Source organism: Moraxella sp. K02 (assembly GCF_041154755.1).
In the GTDB taxonomy this organism is placed as follows: domain Bacteria; phylum Pseudomonadota; class Gammaproteobacteria; order Pseudomonadales; family Moraxellaceae; genus Faucicola.
On the sequence record NZ_AP031590.1, the window covers coordinates 1,010,600 to 1,028,718 of the forward strand.

The following is an 18,119-nucleotide window of genomic DNA, read 5'->3' on the forward strand; positions in this document are numbered from 1 at the left end:
AAAACTACGCCAGAAAAACTACTTAAGTAATTAAGTATTATTGACAGTACCCCCCAACTGATTCACACTGTTTTGCAACGCGTTAACGCTATGAAACGCTATACACCCAACACGGTAAAAACAAGGATTGTTACGATGACTACCCAAACTGTAAAACAACTCATCAACGGCGAATTTGTCGAATCAACTACTAGCGAGTGGATTGACCTGACCAACCCAGCCACCCAAGAAGTGATTGCCAAAGTACCCCAAACTACCAACGATGAAATCAACCAAGCTGTCGCGGCGGCGGCAGAAGCGTTCAAAACCTGGCGCAAAACCCCGATTAACACCCGCTCACGCATTTTCTTAAAATACCAACAACTGATTCGTGACAACATGGACGAGCTTGCCGCCATGCTCACCGAAGAACAAGGCAAAACCCTAGCGGATGCCAAAGGCGATGTGTTCCGTGGTCTTGAAGTCGTCGAACACGCCTCAGGCATTGGCAACCTGCAGCAAGGCGCGTTTATCGAGAATGTCGCCACAGACGTTGATATGTATAATATCCAGCAACCACTTGGCGTGTGTGCAGGTATTACCCCGTTTAACTTCCCCGCCATGATTCCACTTTGGATGTTCCCAATGGCGATTGCCACCGGTAACACCTTCGTATTAAAACCGTCTGAACAAAACCCGATGGTCACCATGCGATTGGTAGAATTGGCACTTGAAGCGGGAATCCCAAAAGGCGTATTAAACGTGGTGCATGGCGGCAAAGACACCGTTGATGCCATTTGTGACCATCCAGATATCAAAGCCATCTCATTTGTCGGCTCAACCGCAGTTGGTACACACGTCTATAACCGTGCCAGCCAAGCAGGGAAGCGTGTCCAATGTATGATGGGGGCTAAGAACCACGCCGTCATTCTACCCGATGCCAATAAAGAACAATGTCTAAACCAACTAGCCGGTGCCGCATTTGGTGCCGCCGGTCAGCGCTGTATGGCATTGTCGGTGGTGATTCTAGTCGGTGAAGCCAAAAACTGGGTGGGTGACATCGTCGAACGTGCCAAAAAATTGGTGGTGGCAGCCGGTAAAGATGACAAAGATTTAGGGCCTGTGATTTCGAAAGCGGCCAAAGCGCGTGTTGAACGTCTAATCCAAGCGGGCGCGGATGAAGGCGCACAAGTCCTGCTAGATGGTCGTGGTATCAAGGTGGAAGGCTTTGAAAATGGTAATTTTGTCGGACCGACTATTTTAGATAACGTCACTACCGATATGACTTGCTACAAAGAAGAAATCTTTGGGCCGGTGCTTGATATCATGTATGCCGATAGCCTAGATCAAGCGATTGCCATCATCAATGCCAATCCAAACGGTAATGGCACGGCTATCTTTACCCAGTCAGGTGCGGCAGCGCATAAATTCCAACAAGACATCGATGTGGGTCAAGTCGGTATTAATTTACCCATTCCTGTGCCACTACCGATGTTCTCATTCACCGGTTCTCGCGCCAGTAAACTGGGTGACTTGGGTCCTTATGGCAAACAAGCGGTGCAATTCTACACCCAAACTAAAACCGTCACCGCCCGTTGGTTTGATGATGAAGCCAGTAAAGGCGTTAATACTACAATTTCACTAAAATAATATAATTTTCAATGTCATAAAAGGCGTACCCATCGCGCCTTTGTTTTTAACCAAATGTTTTTAACCAAATTTAAAATTAGGGTCACGATATGAATTTTTCTCTCACCGAAGACCAACAAGCCTTTGCCGATTTAGCTGCCCAATTTGCCGCCAAATCGCTGGCGCCCAACGCTGCCGAATGGGATGCCACGGGCTATTTTCCCAAAGAGGTGTTCAAAGCCGCCGGTGAACTGGGCTTTATGGGGCTTTACACCAACCCTGATTTTGGCGGACTGGGCTTGCCGCGCCTTGATGCGGCAATTATCTTTGAAAAACTGGCGTATGGCGATACCTCAACCGCCGCATTCATGACCATTCACAACATGGTCGCTTGGATGATTGGCGAGTTTGCCAAACCCGAGGTTGCCGAAAAATACTTGCCTGAATTATTAGCGGGCGAAAAATTGGGTAGCTACTGTTTGACAGAGCCCAATGCTGGCTCAGATGCGGGTTCATTAAAAACCAAAGCGGTCAAACAAGGCGACTATTACCACATTACTGGGCAAAAAATGTTCATCTCTGGGGCAGGGGCGACCGATGTGCTTATCGTGATGGCGCGCACCTCCGACAATGGGGCAAAAGGCGTGTCTGCCTTTATCGTCGATGCCAACAGCGATGGCATCAGCTACGGCAAAAATGAACATAAAATGGGCTGGAAAAACCAACCGACCGCGGCGGTGCATTTTACCGATGTCAAAGTCCCTGCCGAAAATCTACTGGGGGAAGAAGGACAGGGCTTTACCTTTGCCATGAAAGGCTTGGACGGTGGGCGTATCAATATCGCCACTTGCGCGGTGGGTACGGCTCAAGCTGCCCTTGACCGTGCCGTGCAGTATGTACAGGAGCGTAGCCAGTTTGGCAAAACCCTTGATCAATTCCAAAATGTGCAGTTTAAACTTGCCGATATGCTCACCCATTTGGTGTCGGCTCGGCAGATGGTGCGATTGGCGGCGTATCATTTGGATAGCAAATCGCCCGATGCCACGGCGTATTGTGCGATGGCAAAACGCCTTGCCACGGATTTGAGTTTTGATATCGCCAACCAAGCGCTGCAGCTACACGGGGGCTATGGCTATTTACAAGAATATCCGCTAGAGCGTCATGTACGCGATTTGCGCGTGCATCAAATCCTAGAGGGCACCAATGAAGTGATGCGGATGATTGTGTCTCGCAAAATGATGGAAGCTGGGACGTTAGCAAGATTGCAATGAATTTAAAGGCATTTTAAAAGGAATTTACCATGTCAAATTACACCAATTTAAAATTAACAATCGACAATCACATTGCAGTTTTGACCCTCAATAATCCGCCTGCCCACACATGGACAAAGGACAGCTTAGCCAGTTTAAAACAACTGATTAGCGATTTAAATGCCAACAAGCAAGTCACCGTTTTGGTGGTGCATGGCGATGGCGAAAAGTTTTTTTCCGCAGGGGCGGACTTGAACAGCTTTGCCAGTGGTGAAAAAGGTCAAGCAGCGCAGATGGCGATTGCATTTGGTGAGGCATTTGAAGCCTTGTCCAATTTTCGTGGCGTGTCGATAGCCTGTATCAACGGCTATGCGATGGGCGGTGGGCTTGAGTGTGCGTTGGCGTGCGATATCCGCATTGCTGAGAGCCATGCCCAAATGGCACTCCCTGAGCTATCTGTTGGCTTGTTGCCATGTGCAGGCGGTACGCAAAACTTGCCGTGGCTGGTGGGTGAAGGCTGGGCAAAACGTATGATTTTATGCGGTGAGCGTATCAAGGCAGATAAGGCGCTGCAAATTGGTTTGGTGGAAGAAGTCGTGGAAAGTGGCAAAGGGTTAGAAAAGGCTTTAGAATTGGCTCAAAAAGTGGCGAAGCAATCCCCCGATGCGATTGCGTCGAGTAAAACCTTGATTATGTCGGCACGTTATCAACCACCAAGTTTTAACTGGATAAAGGAACGTGAGTTATTTATCAAATTATTTGATGGCGAAAACCAACAAGAAGGCGTCAATGCGTTCCTTGAAAAACGCCCGCCAGAGTGGAAATAATTTTTTTTATAAGGATGTATCGCATACGTCCAATTTAAAATTTTTTAAACTAAAAACCGCTGTAGGGTGCGTTCTACGCACCATTATAATTATAATATAAAGGTAAAGTCAGGAATTTTAATGGGAAATTATTATTTACTAAATAGTGACGATTACTATTTTAATTCATCAACATGGGCAGAAAACCGATTAGATTTATTAGAAGAAAATGCCAAATTATTGTCTTTAAATGAAGCGAATAAGTTATGTTTAGAAAAGTTTTGTACAAAGTCCGATATTGACGCAAAGCCTAATTTAAGTAAAGATTTTCAATATTTAACGATACCGTATGAGCTTGATGACATAATTTATGACAATATAACGCCAACTGAAATTATTGTTAAGCTTGTGAATCATCATATTCAAGGCAAAATAATTTTGGCATCTACCGATAGAGATTCGTGTTGTGTCGTTGAATGTGAAGAATTATCTGAAATGATAATTGAGTGTTTGTATATGCCACACTTGAACACGCCTTTTTTTATCTTTAACCCTGATGAAAGTGTTTTTGCTTTAATTGATTTTGATTTACCACTACAAATTATTGGTTATTCAAAAGATTTAAATGTAAAAATTGATAATTATAATTCAATACAACTAGGCTTTGAATCAGTGTTTCAACGCTATGCAAGTTATACCAATATGGGAAATTTATTTAAAGAATATTATGCGTTTTTATTGCCGAAACCTTTCGTTAATAATTTGATAAATTAGAAGGACAATTTAAAATGGAAGATAACCAAAGCCCCGTCATATTTGAAACCATAGCCACCCACTGCGGTCACCACATCGGCACGATGACCCTCAACGACCCCAAAGCATTAAATGCGTTAAGTGTCGATATGTGCAAACTGATGGCAAGCCAGCTCACCGATTGGGAAACTGATGACAACATCGTCGCCATTTTGCTCAAAGGCAGCGGCGACAAGGCGTTCTGTGCAGGGGGCAATATCCGCAAATTGTACGACAGCATGACTGACACCCCGCCACAAGTGCCTATGCAGCAGCCCAATCCGTATGGGGTTGAATTCTTCGAAAACGAATACAGCCTATACCGCCAAATGCACTTTTACCCAAAACCCATTATCTTGTGGGGTAATGGTATTGTCATGGGTGGTGGTATGGGCTTGATGGCGATGTGTAGCCATCGTATCGTCACCGAAACCACCCGTTTTGCCATGCCAGAGATTACCATTGGCTTATACCCTGATGCCACAGGTTCGTGGTTTTTGTCGCGTATGCCTGCCAAAATTGGGCTGTTTTTGGGCTTGACAGGGGCGAACTGTAACGCCAACGATGCGATTTTCTCTAGCCTTGCTGAGTATGCCGTTGCAAGCAGCGAATACGACAAAGTGCTTGACGCGCTAAAACAAGCCAATTGGCAAGTTGACAGCAATTTACATGATATCGCAAGTCAAGCCTTAGCCAAAATTCATCATACCGAGCACTTAGCAGACAGTCATTTGATGAAGCATTTTAATACCATCCAAGTGCTAGTAAACAAAGGCTCAGTGCATGATATAGATGCAGCCTTGCGCGATGACAACTTTACCAAAGTCAACGGTGAAGCGGATAAATGGCTTACCAAAGCGGTCGAGACTTATCAGCACGGTTGTCCTGTCAGCGCAGCATTAACGGTTGAGATGTTTAAACATGCCAGCAAATTATCGCTTGAGCAAGTGCTATATATGGAGATGAATGCGTCGCTACATTGTGTCAATTACCCCGATTTTCGTGAGGGTGTACGCGCCTTACTGATTGATAAAGACAAATCGCCAATATGGAGTAAAACCCTTGATGAATGCGATGCCCGTTATATCCAGTCACATCTTGCGTCAGCTTTTCCCAATAGCGAACATCCCTTTGAGGCTTGGTTGGGTAGCGATTCGCTCTCAGCAAAATTAGCCAAACTTGCTGTATAAATTTTAAAAACACCACAACATACAAGGATTGTATATGCCAAATAATCAACAAACAGCCATTAAAAAAATTGCCTTTATCGGACTTGGTAATATGGGCAAACCGATGGCAGAAAATCTCATCAAAAATGGTTTTGCCCTCAACGTATTTGACCTAAACACCGCCGTGCTAGACGACCTTGCCAAACAAGGGGCAAACGTGGCGACTTCACCTGTGGACGCAAGCAAAGAGGTGGATATGGTCATCACCATGTTACCTGCAGGTCAACATGTCAAAGAGGTGTATCTGGGTAAAGACGGTAATCAAGGCTTGCTCGATGTGGTGGGTAAAGACACCTTGCTGGTCGATAGTAGCACCATCGCAGCGAGTGATGCGCGTGAAGTTGCCGAAGCTGCGGCAGATAAAGGTATTCAGTTCATGGATGCGCCGGTATCAGGCGGTACAGCAGGGGCAGCAGCGGGGACACTCAGCTTTATCGTGGGCGGGCAAGCTGAGCAATTTGAGCAGGTCAAACCCGTTTTAGAGGCGATGGGAAAAAATATCTTTCACGCGGGCGAGGTCGGTGCAGGTCAAGTTGCCAAAATCTGTAATAACATGCTGCTTGGCGTGATTATGACAGGGACAGCCGAAGCCATGAACTTGGGCGCCAAAAACGGCTTAGACCCAAAAGTCTTAGCCAGTATTTTGTCAGCCAGCACCGGTCGTAACTGGGCGCTAGAAGTGTGTAATCCGCATCCCGATGTGGGTGACGCCATGCCATCAAGCCGTGGTTATACCGGTGGATTTATGAGTAAACTCATGCTCAAAGACATGAACCTTGCCAAACAAACAGCCGATGATACCCAAGTGGTGACACCAATGGCAGACCAAGCCACGGCACTGTATAGCAAACATAGCGAGCAACATGGGGATAAAGATTTCTCAAGCATTATGGCGCATTATGATGCGAACGTTCTGCAATAAGTTTTGGCGTTTAGCAAAAAGCTAGGATTTTTTCTGGCTTTTTTCTGCTCGTTAATTTAAAAAGTTAACCCAAAAATAGGGTAGAATTAGCGTCAATCCCAATTTATCGCATTAGTGTTATTATGTCTAAGCCAACAGCACACCCCAAAAAACCAAAAATTGTCTTTTTTGATATTGATGACACCTTGTACATCAAGCATCAAGAAAGGGTGCCGCAATCCGCGATTGAGGCACTCAAACAATTAAAGCAGCAAGGCATTATGGTCGCTATCGCTACGGGTCGGGGTCGTGCGGTGTTTCCCAAAGCGGTGTATGAGCTCATTGAGACCGTGGGTATCGATGTGCTTGTCACCATCAACGGTCAATGCAGTCATCACCAAGGGGAATTGTTAGCGCATTATCCGATGACGCCTGCGCAAATTAAACTGATTACCGATTATGTTGCATCAAACAATTTATCCTATGCCTACATGACCGATACTGAAATTATCGCGTTAGCGGAAGATGAGGCGCTGTCAGAAGCTTTAAATTCACTTAAAATAGCTTACCGTACTGCCCGTCATGATGACATTGATTTGTCGATACCTATTTATCAAGTCGTGGCATTTCATCCTGACAACACGCAGGTAAATTTTGAATTCCCCCCGACTTTAAAAATCATGCGCTGGCACAAAAACGGTATCGATATTCTAGATGCGACAGGCTCGAAAGCACGAGGAATTGCGCAGGCGCTCAATAAACTGGGGCTGGATTTTGAAGATGCGATGGCATTTGGCGATGGGGTAAATGATATTGAAATGTTACAGACAGTCGGCTTTGGTGTGGCGATGGGGAATGCCCATCCCGATGTGAAAGCGGCGGCTGACTATGTATGCCCGACTGCGTGGGAAGATGGCATCTATCAAGGCTTACAACATTTGGGTTTGTTGCCACATTGATGAGGCTGCAAATGACTAAGCCCCACCATTTGAGCTAAGTAAGCTAAAATCTATCAACAAAATTGCTTTGAGCGTTTTAACTTTGCCTTGTCAAAAGTGTCAAGGATAACCTTTAAATTTCCCCAAAAAACGCATCACGAATATCATCCGCAGCTTTTTGCATATCAGGTACAAACCCAATCAAATCCTCGAGGGATTTGCGCGTTTTAGGTGCAGTTGTGTACAGTGAGCCGATGTAACGACCTTGGGTGTCATTGATTGCCACAGCAATTGAGACCGCTTGGGCAATATATTCTTCATCAGAAATTGCATAGCGCAGCTTAGCTACCTGTTCAAGACTTTGATTGAGCGCCTCCCTATCGGTAATCGTCGCAGGGGTGATAGCGGTTAACGATAAATTTTTTAGTAGCGTGGCCCTATCATCTTTTGTGAGCGTACTGAGGTAGATTTTACCAGCCGCCGTACACCAAATGGGTGCTTGAGAATCAGTGGGCATATACACTTGTAAGGCAGAAGGACAAGGTACGCGGTCGGTATATACCATGTTGACGTAATAAGGTACTGCCATGCCACAGGTTTCACCGATTTTATCCACCAGTCTTTGCAAAATCGCAAATCGCTGAATCGCCACTTGCTGGCTTTGCCACAGATGAATCGCCATATGCCGCGTACGCGACGCAGGCACAATCGTACCATTGATATCGACCCGCACAAAGCCTTCTTCTTGCAGCTGCTGTATCAGCCGGTGCATGGTCGGTTTTGGAATATCCAAAATCTCAGACAAGTCCAGCGGGGATAAAGGACGCTGTGCCGCAGACACGGCTTCGATGATTTTTAAAACACGGGTAATAGAAGAAACTCGAGCCATTATATTGTCTTTTTAAGTCTAAGGTCAGCACGTCGCCAGAAAAAATTGAAAAAAATATTTTGCAAAGTTGGCAGTGAATAAAGTGCAAGGTTTTTTGATTATACCAAAATTTTTTTAAACTTCACCTGCTATTTGCGGGTTCATCATGCATAACCTCAGTGTTGCAGACCCAATTTGCTTTCAAATTGAGCTTGCGGGCAATATCCGCTAATATAGTCGGCATTTAACGCTTAACCAAGCCACATTTATCAATACCAAGACATATTTATCAATTTGGGGAAAACACATGCCGCGTTTTGTCAGTTTTAATATCAATGGATTGCGGGCGCGCCCACACCAGCTTGAAGCCATTCGCGATATTATCGCGCCCGATGTCATTGGGCTACAAGAAACCAAAGTACATGATGACGCATTTCCGCTGCAGAGCGTGCAGCAATTGGGCTATCATGTCGAGTTTTTTGGGCAAAAATCTCACTATGGTGTGGCGTTATTATCACGACAAAAACCTATTTTTGTACAAAAAGGCTTTCCAACTGATAGCGACGATGCGCAGCGACGATTTATCCATGCGCGCTATGATTTTAATGGCAAATATATTGATGTGCTCAATGGCTATTTCCCGCAAGGTGAAAATCGCAAGCATGAAACCAAATTTCCGATGAAGCGCAAATTCTATGCCGATTTAACCGACTATATCTTGCAGCTTAAAGCAGAAAATCGCAGTATGATTTTGATGGGGGATATGAATATTGCGCCGCTTGATTTTGATATTGGCATTAGCGAGGATAGTGTCAAACGTTGGCTAAAAAATGGCACGTGCTCGTTTTTGCCCGAGGAGCGAGAGTGGTACCAAGCCCTGCTTGCGACAGATTTGCATGATACTTATCGGGCGTTATATGCCGACGGTCAAGCGCTAAGTTGGTTTGATTATCGCAGTAAAGGATTTGACGATGAGCCAAAACGGGGACTGCGGATTGACCATATCTTGATGACGCCTGATTTGGCGGATAAGCTCAACGGTGCAGGTGTCAGTTATGATTTGCGTGCTATGGAAAAACCCAGCGACCATGCCCCGATTTGGGCAGATTTTTTGGATTAATCAATTAAACAACAGTAAGGAGCGCTCTTATGCCAGTTGGCAATGTCGAACTTGTAAAATTAAACCCAGTGAAAGGGATAAAAATTGGCATCACCGAAGCCCATGTACGCTACGCAGGGCGCAAAGACTTAACGGTTTTTGACATCATAGCGGGCGCAAATACCGCGGTTGTCACCACGCAAAACCAATTTTGTGCCGCGCCTGTGCAGTTGCTGCGAGAATTTATCGCTAAAGACAGCCCCCGTTATTTGATTGTCAACACAGGCAACGCCAATGCTGCCACGGGTGAAGACGGTAAACAGCGTGCCAAAACAACTTGTATGGCATTGGCAGAAAAAACCGGTGTCGCAGCCGAGCAAGTATTGCCTTACTCCACCGGGGTGATTGGCGAAACCTTGCCTGCGGATAAAATCATCGCGGGGTTAGACAGCGCCTTAGCCAATTTAACCGAAGATAATTGGCTTGCCGCCGCTCATAGCATCATGACTACCGATACAACCCCAAAAGGGCATAGCGAACAAGTCACGATTGATGCCATCACCTATACCGTGACAGGTATCTCAAAAGGGGCAGGGATGATTCGCCCCAATATGGCGACCATGCTTGGCTTTGTGGCAACCGATGCCAACATTGAGAAAACATTGCTACAAAATATCTTAACCGACACGGTGAATCAGTCATTTAACCGCATCACGGTGGATGGCGATACCTCGACCAATGACTGCTGTACGTTGATTGCCACAGGACAAGTTGGGGAGATGATTGACAGTGAAAATCACCCGCATTATCAAGCAATTTATCAAGCAGTTAAAAATGTGATGATTCGAATCGCTCAATTGATTGTACGCGATGGTGAAGGGGCAACCAAATTTATCACGGTAAAAGTCACAGGCGGTGAAACCTCTGAAGAATGTGCCAAAATCGCGTATGAAGTGGCGCATTCACCGCTGGTAAAAACCGCATTTTTTGCCAGCGACCCAAATTGGGGGCGTATTTTGGCAGCGGTAGGGAAAGCGGGCGTGCTGCTTGACCAGTCAAAAGTGGCGGTATCACTCGATGAGGTGCGTATCTGCGAGCGTGGCGGCTTGGCACATGACTATACCGAGGCGCGTGGCAGCGAGGTGATGAAGCGTCCTGAAATTACCATTCATATTGAATTGGGTCGCGGGCAGGCGAGTGATACTGTCTATACCTGTGATTTATCATACGAGTATGTCAAAATCAATGCTGATTATCGTTCTTAAAGTCAATCTTAAAGTCAATTAAAGGTAACGAATGAAAAAACTAACCACCCTGCTTTTTGTGCTGACCACCGCTGTTATCTTACAAGGGTGTGTGCATAAAATTGTCACTGTTCCTGTCAAAGTTGCCTATAAGACCACCAAAGGGGTGGTCAAAGGCACGGTAGCCGTCGCCAAAGCGGTGATACCAGGTGATAGTGACGACAAAAAAAACTAAACACAGGCTGTCTAGTCATTTATGTCACACTCATTCATTTATGGCAATTATTTATGGCAATTATTTATGGCAATCATGCGTAGCGTCTTTGCCGTAACATTTCATACAGACACAGTGACCCTGCTATCGCCACGTTTAGGCTTTCTTGACCATTGGGCTGCGGTAGGGCAATCGGGGCAGATTGACTAATTAACCTCTCATCCACGCCTTGTCCTTCATGCCCCATAATCAAGGCTAACGGTTGTCTCAAATCGGTCTGATAAATAATATGATCGGTATGTGAGCTCGTGGCAAACATCGGCACTTTGACCTTCATCAATACCTCATCTACGCTGATGCCTTCAAAAATCGTTAAACTAAAATTTGCCCCCATGCCCGCTCGCAGCGTCTTAGGTGAATAGGCAGCCGCACTACCTTGAGTGCAAATCACCGTCTTTATGCCCACCGCTGAGGCAGTACGTAACAGTGTGCCTAGGTTGCCATTATCCTGCACACCATTGATGATTAAGCAATCGCTGGTGATGGGCTGATCAAAGTCTAAATGCGGCATGTCAATCATCGCCATGATGGGCAGGCTCTCGCCCAGCGTGCGAATCTCTTTATACAAATTATCGCTGACCGTTAACGTTTTTATCTGGTTAAGCCGACCGAGCAGGGCGTTGATTTCGTCATTTTGCAGACCGCTTTCGCTGACAATCACGGTGTCGGGCGTGAGACCAGCATTTAGATACGCTTCAAGCAAATGCGTGCCTTCTATCACGGTTTTGCCCAGCTTCTTACGCTGGCGCGAGGCAGTGAGAAGGGCATGGGCAGTCTTGATGGTCGGGTTGTCTTTTGAAGTGATAAGCATTATTTGATTTCTTCATGTAATTTTTTCACATACTCAACTTCGTTTTTTGCCCCCAGTACCACAGGCACCCGCTGGTGGATACTGGTCGGCTCGATATCCAAAATACGATTGATAGCATCGGTACTCAAACCACCCGCTTGCTCAATGAGTAAGCTCATCGGATTGGCTTCATACATCAGACGCAGTTTACCGGGTTTATCAGGGTGTTTGGTGTCAAATGGATAGCTAAAAATCCCCCCCCGGCACAAAATACGGTGAATATCGCCCACCATCGCCGCCACCCAGCGCATATTAAAATCTTTACCACGCACGCCAGTTTTACCCGCCGTAAACTCGTCAATATAACGCTGCATCGGTGGCAACCAATAGCGATAGTTGGAGGCATTAATCGCATATTCTTTAGTATCTGCGCTAATTTGCACTTGGTCTTTGATTTGCACAAACGTTTTGGTGTCTGGGTCAAGACTAAACATGGCGACACCGTTACCAAGCGTGATTGACATCACGGTTGAGGTGCCATACAAAATATAACCCGATGCCAACTGCGCAGTCCCTTTTTGCAAAAAGTCCTCATCCGTCGCAGGGTGACCTTGGTGGTGGTAGGGTAAAATCGAGAAAATTGTACCGACTGCCATATTAATATCGATATTAGATGAGCCATCGAGTGGGTCAAACAGTACCAACACGTCGCCATCTTGATTGGCAGGAGTGGCGTTATCTAATTCTTCAGAAGCCACGCCCGCGCAATGCGGATTGCTGCTCAAAGCGTCTAGTAACAAATCATTGGCAATGACATCGAGCTTCTTTTGCTCTTCGCCCTGCACGTTTTGGTTACCCGCTTCGCCCAAAATATCCGCGAGTGCGCCGCGTTTGAGCAAGTCGCTGATTTGAATGCCGACTTTGGTAATGGTGGTAATGATGTCGGCAACGGCAGGTTGGGCATTTTGCGCGGCAAGATAAGTTTCAAGATTTGACATAGTAGACCTTATTATAAAATTATAAATTAACACCCTAACCCAATCACATACGATTAAGCAGGGTGAATTTAGACCTCATGAATTAAAAAAAATATAGACAATTTGCCGCAAATTGTAGCACTTTTTGACCCGTCGTATCAGCGATAATCGCAAAATATTGGCGTATTTATTCCAACCGATTTACGGTAAAATAGGCAAAATTTATACAAATAACAACAAATCTAGGTGGCTGATGAATATTTTAAACACCCAAACCTTATCTAACGAAGCGCTACAGAGCAAGCTTGATCAGGCGATGGCAAAGCCAGAACTGACCGCAGCAGGTGATTTGCGGCATTTTATCGGCGTAGAAGGCTTAACCAAAGCCCAGCTGATGGCCATCATCGAAAAATCCAATGGTTACTTAACTGACAATGCCGGTCGCCCCAACAGCATCCGTAACAGTGATGAGCTTGAAGGCTGTACGGTGATGAATTTGTTCTTTGAGAATTCTACCCGTACTCGCACCACCTTTGATGTGGCTGCCAAACGTCTTGGCGCCAGTGTCATCAGTATCGATATTGCCAAGTCCAGTACCCAAAAAGGCGAAAGCTTACGCGATACGCTGTGGAATCTTGAAGCCATGACAGCGGATATTTTTGTGGTGCGTCATTCATCGAGTGGGGCTGCGCATTTTATGGCAACCGAAGTCACCCCAAATATTGCCATCATCAACGGTGGTGACGGCTGGCACGCGCATCCGACCCAAGCGATGCTCGATATGCTCACGATTTATCGTGAAGCGCCAAGACCGTTTGAGGAATTAACGGTAGCGATTATCGGCGATATCAAGCATAGCCGTGTTGCCCGTTCGGACATTGCGGCGCTCAAAACCTTAGGAGTTAAAGAAATTCGCGTCGTCGCGCCCAAGACATTACTACCAAAAGGCATTGAGCGGTATGGTGTCAGTGTCTATAACGATTTGGACGCGGCGGTGGTTGACTGTGATGTCATTATTGGTCTGCGTATTCAAAATGAGCGTATTGGCTCACCTTTATTGCCATCGACATCCGAATATTTTAAAGCGTATGGCATCACTACCGAACGCCTTGCCCTTGCCAAACCTGACGCGCTTGTCATGCACCCAGGACCGATGAATCGTGGTGTTGAAATCTCATCAAGTGTTGCTGATGGCGAGCAATCGGTGATTTTAAAACAAGTCAATAACGGCATTGCGGTACGTATGGCGGTGTTGGCACTGGCTATGCAAGGGCAACGTGCCGCACGCAGCGCATCTTAAAATTTAGCAAAAAAAATGACAAAGTAGGCAAAACCATGACGCTTCAAAATCTTTTACCTGCCAATTGGCAATTTGATACCACGCAGCTTGACACTATCGACAGCGATGGCAAATGGCTATTACCGCCGCTGGTGGATTTATGTGCGCGTTTGCGTGAACCTGGGCACCAGTCGCATGGTACACTAAAATCAGAAGGCGCCGCGGCTCGAAAAAACGGTTTTTTGCATGTCGTTATACCACCTGATACCAATCCCGTGCTTGAGAACGGCTCGTTACTGGCAGGCTTGCGAGAGCGGGCTTATCAAGATGGTGGCATCTATCTGCATGTGTTAGGGGCGATGACTGCAGGTCTTGAAGGTGAAAAACCCGCCAATATGCTTGGGCTGAAGCAAGGTGGCATCATCGGGGTCAGCAATGCTCGCCGCAAATTCGCCAATGATGATGTACTACTGCAAGCACTGGATTATGCAGCGACATATGATATCAAAGTATTTTTTTACCCTGATGAACCCAGTTTATCCAAAAACGGTGTCGCGCATGATGGCTACATCGCCTCTTATCACGGTTTGGCAGGGATTCCTTGGATTGCTGAAACCGTGGCGTTATCCAAGCAGCTGCTGATTGTCGAAGAAACAGGCGTATCGGCACATTTTGGTCAGCTGACCACCAAATCATCGATTGATTTGATTCGCTGGGCGAAACAAAGAGGCTTGCCCGTGACCTGTGATGTGGCGATGCACCAGTTACATTTAACCGATGATGCCTTGATTGGTTTTAATGCCTTGGCGTATGTGTTGCCGCCCCTGCGTTCCAATACAGACAAAAAAGCACTGCAAGAGGGCTTGCAAGATGGCACTATCGATGCGATTTGTAGCCACCATGAGCCATTGGCAAAAACCGCCAAACAAGCGCCATTTGCGGAGTGTAAACCCGGCATTAGCAATTTTGATACTTTTATGGGGCTTGCTTGTCAATTGGTCAGAGAGGGTATTTTGACCCCAGAGCAGCTAGTAGAAAAAATCGCACTTAATCCTGCCAAAATCGCTGGCATTGAAGCTAGCTACCATCAAACGGGCGGGGCGGTGCTGGTTGACCCCAGTCTGACTTGGACGGTGACTAAAGAATCAATGATGTCGCAAGGCAAAAATACGCCATTTATCAATAGCGAGCTGACAGGGAAAGTCGAGCAAGTCTATTTTTAGGCTTGTTTTAGGTTTGTTTCAAGATTAGATATGGTAATGAATCATGCCAAAGGCGTTTAAGCAGTTAGCCCCGACAGTGCCTAATAGCCATCATGCCAAGAACTCCATCATCATGGTCGCTATCTATGAGCTGGTAAAAGGATTGGCAGCGCTAGGGGTGGCGGCTATTATTTTTGTAGGGCATGATAAATTGCAATGGATTGCGCGGGTGGTCTCACAGGCACTGCATCATATCATGGGTATGGCACTGCACCACCAAATAGAGGCGCTAAATCACTATGCTTGGGTCGCCAACCAAAATTGGCAAAAAGCCTTTTGGATAGTCGTGGGCTATGCGCTGCTGCGTTTTGTGGAAACCTACGGTCTTTATCGAGATAAGATATGGGCGTATTGGTATAGTGTTTTGGGCTACGGCGTGTTTTTGCCGCTTGAGGTTTATGAGTTATTTAGCCATCGGTTTAATTGGCTTAACTTTTTGATACTGCTAGTGAATATCGTCATTGTTGTGGTGGTTTATCGCAACATGCACGCCAAAGGGTTATTGGGTAAAAAGATAACACAGGCTTAAGCTATCGATAAAAAAAGCGATAAAAAAAGGGCAGAATCTGCCCTTTTTTACTCGCCAAACTAGCTGTCTGGTCTAGCTATCTGGTTTATCTTTTTCGGTAATGATACGTGGGGATTTTTTGCTCGCATTGGCTGCAATTTTTGATTTGATAAAATTAAAAGGATTGTAAGGACTATCGAGTACACTAGCCGGCACAATCTGACGAATTTTAGCCATCACTGCCGTATTATCACCTTTCGCTTTGTCATCATCCGCTAGGATTTTTGATTGGACTATTTGGGTGGTGGTAATTTCATTGCTAAAACTCGTGTCATCTAGGTTACTGATATCCCAACGCATATTGTCAAAATTATTGGCATTTAAATAATTATCAATCGCAAATTTATGCTCGTCTGTGGCATTGCCATTTTGTGTGGATGAGGGAGTCGCTTTGTTTTCGTCATGACTGTCGTATTCACTGTTACTTTCTTCAAGCGTTTTTAGCGAATGTTTATCATCTAACCCGTTATCATTTGACAAGTGTTTTTGGTTATCATGACCTTGCTTAGCAACTGATGATTCATGTGATAATTCATCTGATAACTCATCGCTATTTAAAGCATTAAAATCACGCGGTTGACTTGATAAGCTACCTTGACCTTTAAAATCAAGCGTACCATCAAAGCCAGTCGCTTGCTCAGCGTCGGTTTCTTTGATGCGTTTATCTTCATTAACCACGTCACTGACTTGACCGCCTGATAGACCTGAGCCTTCGCGTTGACCGGCTAGTTTGTTACCTTTACCTTTATCTTTTTTTCCTGTATCTGGCTCGATGTCTTCGGCATTTGGGGTCTGACGCGGTGCGATACTATCAAAAATACTTGCCATCGATATATCGAAATTATATTTGAGCATAGCTTCACCACGGGCTAAGGTATTAATCCATTGCACAGTCCAAGGCGCGTTATTTTTAAGTTTTCGCAAATCCTTTTCATGCGGTAAAGGATAGGGCATATTTTGATAAAAATCCCAAAAACTATAATCATCGAGCGAGCGTTTAAGCACATATTCATCTTTGTCACTGGTGGTGATGAGATTGTTATCTTGTAAAAAGCTAATATAAGTGTACCAATTTGGCATCTCTTGGCGACCTAGCACATCACGCAGACCGGCTTCGGTGACGACATTGCCTTTTTTATGCTCACGGTATAACACGTTTAGCATATCCATCAAGCTAAACAAGGCATGACGGGGAAAGATTTCTTTGGTCTCAAAAATGGTCAAACAGTAGCTGATTTGCACGCCAAGCAGAATAATATTCCAAGAAATATAAATCCAAAGTAAGAACAAAGGCAAAATCGCAAACGCCCCATACACCGCTTTATAACTGGTAAAGTTGTCAACAATCGCGCCAAAGGTGAGTTTTAAGATTTCAAAGATAATCCCAACCACAACACCGGCAACCAGCGCATGTTTAAAACGTACTTGGCAGCGTGGGATAAACCAATACATCGCCACTAAACCCATTAGTACAATCGCAATGGAGCCGAATTGCACCCAAATTGCCCAGTCAATCCCATAGCCGCCAATTTTTTGATTTAGAAAGCTCAGACTTTGCACAGTGCTTGAAATAATCATGACGATGGCAAGCACAATAGGCAACAGGGTAATAATCACCCAATAACGCACAAGATTGAGCCAACTGGTCTCTTTTTTTTCAACACGCCAAATTTGGTTAAACGCGGTTTCAATCGTGGTTAAAGTGGAAATGGTGGTAAAAAACAAAATACCCACACCGATAATGGTTAAGTTCGATGAATTACTGGTAAATTGGTTAAGATACTTGGTGACCTGTAATCCGGTACTGGGCAAAATATTGCTAAAAATCAAGTTTTGAATCTGCTCACGCGCTTCTGCTAACTGCGGGATGGTGGAGAGAATCACAACCAACAAGGTTAAAATCGGTACAATAGACAGCAGCGTGGTATACGTCAGTAATGCAGCTTTTTGGCTACAATTATCATCGATAAAATTTTTGATAAGGTACATCAAAAACTGCACCCATTTATGTTTAAAAATGGATAATTTTTTTAGTTTGGCAATGAGTTCATTCATAGTAGTTCTTATTGATAAAAAATTTCAAAGTTTGACCATCAAATCGGCGAAAAAGGCAGTGATTGTATGGCAGTATGGTATCATATTCAAAAAAATTGTTTATTGAATTACTGTGAACAGTTTTGGTGTTTTGCAATTGGCAATCTGGCTAGTAGATTGCCTTGACCCTGCCATCAAAA

17 protein-coding genes are annotated in these 18,119 nt (G+C 45.2%); 13 read left to right on the forward strand and 4 right to left on the reverse strand.

The genetic code is table 11. The annotated features are described in order from the left end of the window. Positions 1-135 precede the first annotated feature (135 nt). The 7 genes from ACAM39_RS04640 to ACAM39_RS04670 all read left to right on the forward strand — a co-directional run bounded on the left by ACAM39_RS04640 (position 136) and on the right by ACAM39_RS04670 (position 7,545). On the forward strand, positions 136-1,629 hold the full coding sequence (locus ACAM39_RS04640; protein WP_369628385.1) for a CoA-acylating methylmalonate-semialdehyde dehydrogenase: 1,494 nt from the start codon (positions 136-138) through the stop codon (positions 1,627-1,629). Positions 1,630-1,718: 89 nt separating this feature from the next. Further along, positions 1,719-2,879 carry an acyl-CoA dehydrogenase family protein gene (locus tag ACAM39_RS04645; RefSeq protein ID WP_369628386.1) on the forward strand — a complete coding sequence of 387 codons (1,161 nt, stop codon included), beginning with the start codon at positions 1,719-1,721 and terminating at the stop codon, positions 2,877-2,879. 29 nt (positions 2,880-2,908) lie between these two features. Then, a complete protein-coding gene (locus tag ACAM39_RS04650) occupies positions 2,909-3,685 on the forward strand; it encodes an enoyl-CoA hydratase (protein WP_369628387.1) in 777 nt (258 codons plus the stop codon). Between the two features lie 120 nt (positions 3,686-3,805). Further along, positions 3,806-4,438: a hypothetical protein gene (locus ACAM39_RS04655; protein ID WP_369628388.1), complete on the forward strand. Its 633-nt coding sequence runs from the start codon at positions 3,806-3,808 to the stop codon at positions 4,436-4,438. 14 nt (positions 4,439-4,452) lie between these two features. Next, complete coding sequence (locus ACAM39_RS04660) at positions 4,453-5,646, forward strand: enoyl-CoA hydratase/isomerase family protein (RefSeq protein WP_369628389.1); 1,194 nt, start codon at positions 4,453-4,455, stop codon at positions 5,644-5,646. A gap of 34 nt (positions 5,647-5,680) precedes the next feature. Next, positions 5,681-6,607, forward strand: a complete 927-nt coding sequence (gene mmsB / locus ACAM39_RS04665; protein ID WP_369628390.1) for a 3-hydroxyisobutyrate dehydrogenase — start codon at positions 5,681-5,683, stop codon at positions 6,605-6,607. A 122-nt stretch (positions 6,608-6,729) separates the two neighbouring features. Further along, positions 6,730-7,545 carry a Cof-type HAD-IIB family hydrolase gene (locus tag ACAM39_RS04670; RefSeq protein ID WP_369628391.1) on the forward strand — a complete coding sequence of 272 codons (816 nt, stop codon included), beginning with the start codon at positions 6,730-6,732 and terminating at the stop codon, positions 7,543-7,545. Between the two features lie 112 nt (positions 7,546-7,657). Here ACAM39_RS04670 and ACAM39_RS04675 read toward each other — a convergent pair whose 3' ends face one another. Beyond that, a complete protein-coding gene (locus tag ACAM39_RS04675; protein WP_369628392.1) occupies positions 7,658-8,413 on the reverse strand; it encodes an IclR family transcriptional regulator in 756 nt (251 codons plus the stop codon). Between the two features lie 286 nt (positions 8,414-8,699). Here ACAM39_RS04675 and xthA point away from each other — a divergent pair, with 286 nt between their 5' ends. Genes xthA through ACAM39_RS04690 form a run of 3 tightly spaced genes read left to right on the forward strand, consistent with a single transcriptional unit; the run spans position 8,700 to position 10,970 of the window. Continuing rightward, the gene (gene xthA, locus ACAM39_RS04680) at positions 8,700-9,512 is read left to right on the forward strand and encodes an exodeoxyribonuclease III (RefSeq protein WP_007116821.1); all 813 of its coding nucleotides are present in this window, start codon (positions 8,700-8,702) and stop codon (positions 9,510-9,512) included. 29 nt (positions 9,513-9,541) lie between these two features. Further along, complete coding sequence (argJ, locus tag ACAM39_RS04685; RefSeq protein ID WP_369628393.1) at positions 9,542-10,756, forward strand: bifunctional glutamate N-acetyltransferase/amino-acid acetyltransferase ArgJ; 1,215 nt, start codon at positions 9,542-9,544, stop codon at positions 10,754-10,756. Between the two features lie 31 nt (positions 10,757-10,787). After that, positions 10,788-10,970, forward strand: coding sequence for an NF038104 family lipoprotein (locus ACAM39_RS04690; RefSeq protein ID WP_369628394.1), 183 nt, complete (start codon positions 10,788-10,790; stop codon positions 10,968-10,970). 73 nt (positions 10,971-11,043) lie between these two features. Here the strand turns inward: ACAM39_RS04690 and ACAM39_RS04695 are convergent, their stop codons facing one another. Both ACAM39_RS04695 and ACAM39_RS04700 read right to left on the reverse strand, forming a co-directional pair. Further along, positions 11,044-11,820, reverse strand: a complete 777-nt coding sequence (locus tag ACAM39_RS04695; protein ID WP_369628395.1) for a TrmH family RNA methyltransferase — start codon at positions 11,818-11,820, stop codon at positions 11,044-11,046. Further along, the gene (locus tag ACAM39_RS04700) at positions 11,820-12,797 is read right to left on the reverse strand and encodes a class 1 fructose-bisphosphatase (protein WP_369628396.1); all 978 of its coding nucleotides are present in this window, start codon (positions 12,795-12,797) and stop codon (positions 11,820-11,822) included. The genes ACAM39_RS04695 and ACAM39_RS04700 overlap by 1 nt, the downstream gene beginning before the upstream one ends. A 295-nt stretch (positions 12,798-13,092) precedes the next feature. Here ACAM39_RS04700 and ACAM39_RS04705 point away from each other — a divergent pair, with 295 nt between their 5' ends. The 3 genes from ACAM39_RS04705 to ACAM39_RS04715 are packed head-to-tail and all read left to right on the forward strand — an operon-like array spanning position 13,093 to position 15,846. Next, entirely contained in the window at positions 13,093-14,076 is a 984-nt protein-coding gene (locus ACAM39_RS04705) for an aspartate carbamoyltransferase catalytic subunit (protein ID WP_472828271.1), read from the forward strand. A gap of 35 nt (positions 14,077-14,111) precedes the next feature. After that, positions 14,112-15,278 (forward strand): dihydroorotase, encoded by a 1,167-nt coding sequence (locus ACAM39_RS04710; RefSeq protein ID WP_369628398.1) that lies wholly within the window; start codon positions 14,112-14,114, stop codon positions 15,276-15,278. Between the two features lie 43 nt (positions 15,279-15,321). Continuing rightward, positions 15,322-15,846 (forward strand): DUF2127 domain-containing protein, encoded by a 525-nt coding sequence (locus ACAM39_RS04715; RefSeq protein ID WP_369628399.1) that lies wholly within the window; start codon positions 15,322-15,324, stop codon positions 15,844-15,846. Positions 15,847-15,918: 72 nt separating this feature from the next. Here the strand turns inward: ACAM39_RS04715 and ACAM39_RS04720 are convergent, their stop codons facing one another. Further along, positions 15,919-17,940: a YihY/virulence factor BrkB family protein gene (locus tag ACAM39_RS04720; protein ID WP_369628400.1), complete on the reverse strand. Its 2,022-nt coding sequence runs from the start codon at positions 17,938-17,940 to the stop codon at positions 15,919-15,921. Positions 17,941-18,119 lie beyond the last annotated feature (179 nt).

What these genes read in the sequence shown, in the direction of transcription:
- ACAM39_RS04675 (WP_369628392.1), bottom strand. Translation starts at nt 8,413, where the DNA reads ATGGCTCGAGTTTCTTCTATTACCCGTGTTTTAAAAATCATCGAAGCC.
- ACAM39_RS04695 (WP_369628395.1), bottom strand. Translation starts at nt 11,820, where the DNA reads ATGCTTATCACTTCAAAAGACAACCCGACCATCAAGACTGCCCATGCC.
- ACAM39_RS04645 (WP_369628386.1), top strand. Translation starts at nt 1,719, where the DNA reads ATGAATTTTTCTCTCACCGAAGACCAACAAGCCTTTGCCGATTTAGCT.
- mmsB (WP_369628390.1), top strand. Translation starts at nt 5,681, where the DNA reads ATGCCAAATAATCAACAAACAGCCATTAAAAAAATTGCCTTTATCGGA.
- ACAM39_RS04705 (WP_472828271.1), top strand. Translation starts at nt 13,093, where the DNA reads ATGGCAAAGCCAGAACTGACCGCAGCAGGTGATTTGCGGCATTTTATC.
- ACAM39_RS04650 (WP_369628387.1), top strand. Translation starts at nt 2,909, where the DNA reads ATGTCAAATTACACCAATTTAAAATTAACAATCGACAATCACATTGCA.
- ACAM39_RS04710 (WP_369628398.1), top strand. Translation starts at nt 14,112, where the DNA reads ATGACGCTTCAAAATCTTTTACCTGCCAATTGGCAATTTGATACCACG.
- ACAM39_RS04655 (WP_369628388.1), top strand. Translation starts at nt 3,806, where the DNA reads ATGGGAAATTATTATTTACTAAATAGTGACGATTACTATTTTAATTCA.
- ACAM39_RS04715 (WP_369628399.1), top strand. Translation starts at nt 15,322, where the DNA reads ATGCCAAAGGCGTTTAAGCAGTTAGCCCCGACAGTGCCTAATAGCCAT.
- xthA (WP_007116821.1), top strand. Translation starts at nt 8,700, where the DNA reads ATGCCGCGTTTTGTCAGTTTTAATATCAATGGATTGCGGGCGCGCCCA.
- ACAM39_RS04700 (WP_369628396.1), bottom strand. Translation starts at nt 12,797, where the DNA reads ATGTCAAATCTTGAAACTTATCTTGCCGCGCAAAATGCCCAACCTGCC.
- ACAM39_RS04670 (WP_369628391.1), top strand. Translation starts at nt 6,730, where the DNA reads ATGTCTAAGCCAACAGCACACCCCAAAAAACCAAAAATTGTCTTTTTT.
- ACAM39_RS04690 (WP_369628394.1), top strand. Translation starts at nt 10,788, where the DNA reads ATGAAAAAACTAACCACCCTGCTTTTTGTGCTGACCACCGCTGTTATC.
- ACAM39_RS04640 (WP_369628385.1), top strand. Translation starts at nt 136, where the DNA reads ATGACTACCCAAACTGTAAAACAACTCATCAACGGCGAATTTGTCGAA.
- ACAM39_RS04660 (WP_369628389.1), top strand. Translation starts at nt 4,453, where the DNA reads ATGGAAGATAACCAAAGCCCCGTCATATTTGAAACCATAGCCACCCAC.
- ACAM39_RS04720 (WP_369628400.1), bottom strand. Translation starts at nt 17,940, where the DNA reads ATGAATGAACTCATTGCCAAACTAAAAAAATTATCCATTTTTAAACAT.
- argJ (WP_369628393.1), top strand. Translation starts at nt 9,542, where the DNA reads ATGCCAGTTGGCAATGTCGAACTTGTAAAATTAAACCCAGTGAAAGGG.